The sequence below is a fragment of the Ornithinibacter sp. genome (assembly GCF_035443565.1).
Lineage (GTDB): Bacteria > Actinomycetota > Actinomycetes > Actinomycetales > Dermatophilaceae > Fodinibacter.
Genome location: NZ_DAORSO010000151.1, coordinates 3,773 through 5,222, shown reverse-complemented (window position 1 = coordinate 5,222; position 1,450 = coordinate 3,773). Strand labels below are relative to the sequence as shown.

Annotated in this window: 2 protein-coding genes; both read left to right on the top strand. The window is 70.3% G+C overall.

Features of this window, described 5'->3' with window-relative positions; genetic code table 11:
• Positions 1-2 precede the first annotated feature (2 nt).
• The gene (gene holA, locus PLL68_RS12215; RefSeq protein WP_324534459.1) at positions 3-992 is read left to right on the top strand and encodes a DNA polymerase III subunit delta; all 990 of its coding nucleotides are present in this window, start codon (positions 3-5) and stop codon (positions 990-992) included.
• A gap of 186 nt (positions 993-1,178) precedes the next feature.
• Positions 1,179-1,439, top strand: coding sequence for a 30S ribosomal protein S20 (gene rpsT, locus PLL68_RS12210; protein WP_159898589.1), 261 nt, complete (start codon positions 1,179-1,181; stop codon positions 1,437-1,439).
• The last annotated feature ends 11 nt before the right edge of the window (positions 1,440-1,450 follow it).

The following is a 1,450-nucleotide window of genomic DNA, read 5'->3' as shown; positions in this document are numbered from 1 at the left end:
CCATGACGGACGAGGTCGCGGTGCACCACCGGGTGCCCCCGTACGTCCTCATCGCCGGGCCCGAGCAGGTGCTCGCGGAGCGCGGGCTCGCCCAGACCATCGACGACCTCAAGGTCACCGCGCCCGACCTCGAGACGATCCGGCTCCATGCCGCGGCCTACACCCCCGGCGAGCTCCTGCTCCACGCGAGCCCGTCACTGTTCGGCGGCGCGAAGTGCATCGTGGTCCACGACCTCGACGAGGCCGCCGACGACCTCCAGACCGATCTGCTGGCCGCCCTCTCCGGCGAACCCGAGCCCGACCTCACCCTCGTCGTCACCCACAAGGGGGGCGCGCGGGGCAAGAAGGTGCTCGACACCCTGCGCGGCAACGGGGCGAGAGTCATCGACGCACCGGCCATCAAGACCGACCGCGACAAGGCCGACTTCGCCGCCCACGAGTTCCGCCGCGCCCGCCGCAAGGCCACCGCCGAGGCCGTGCACGCGCTCGTCGAGGCCGTCGGCAAGGACGTGCGTGAGCTGGCGGCCGCCTGCCAGCAGCTCGTCGACGACACCACGGGGGTCATCGACGAGAAGGTCGTCATGACCTACCACGGGGGGAAGGTCGAGGCGACGGGTTTCCGGGTCGCCGACGCCACCATGGTCGGTGACACCGGGGAGGCCTTGCGCCTGCTGCGGCACGCCATCGCCGTCGGGGTCGACCCGGTGCCGATCGTCGCCGTCCTGGCCCAGCAGGTGCGCCAGCTCATCAAGGTGGGTTCTGCCGGTCGGGGCCGATCGGCCGACGTGGCGCGCGACGTCGGCATGGCCCCGTGGCAGGTCGACAAGGCGCGCCGGGCCCTCGGGGGCTGGACCGCGGAAGGGCTGGCCGTGAGCCTGCAGGCCCTGGCCGCGGCCGACTTCGAGGTCAAGGGTGGCGGGCGCGACCCGGTCTACGCCGTGGAGCGCGTGGTCCTCACGATCACCGGGCAGCACTCGCGCAATCACGCCTGACGCCGCCGTTTTGGCTCCGTTGCGGGACCGCTGGTAAGTTTGACCCTTGCGTGCGCGCTTGAGGTCGTGCGCGCACGACAGCACCACCCAGCGCGGGTCAACCACGGATGTCCCCACGTCCGGTCCCGACACGCGACTGCCGCCCTCTAACGGCATCCGACCCAGAAGAAAGCACAGACGACACCAGTGGCGAACATCAAGTCCCAGCTCAAGCGCATCAAGACCAACCGCGCAGCGACCGAGCGCAACAAGGCAGTGAAGTCCGAGTTCAAGACGGCCATCCGCAAGTTCCGCGAGGCCGCCGACTCCGGCGACGTCGACGCCACCAAGGAGGCCCTGCGGGTCGCCTCGATCAAGCTCGACAAGGCTGCGAGCAAGGGCGTCATCCACAAGAACCAGGCCGCGAACAAGAAGTCCGCGATGGCCAAGAAGGCTGCCCGCCTCTGACCTGCCGAGGT

What these genes read in the sequence shown, in the direction of transcription:
- holA (WP_324534459.1), top strand. Translation starts at nt 3, where the DNA reads ATGACGGACGAGGTCGCGGTGCACCACCGGGTGCCCCCGTACGTCCTC.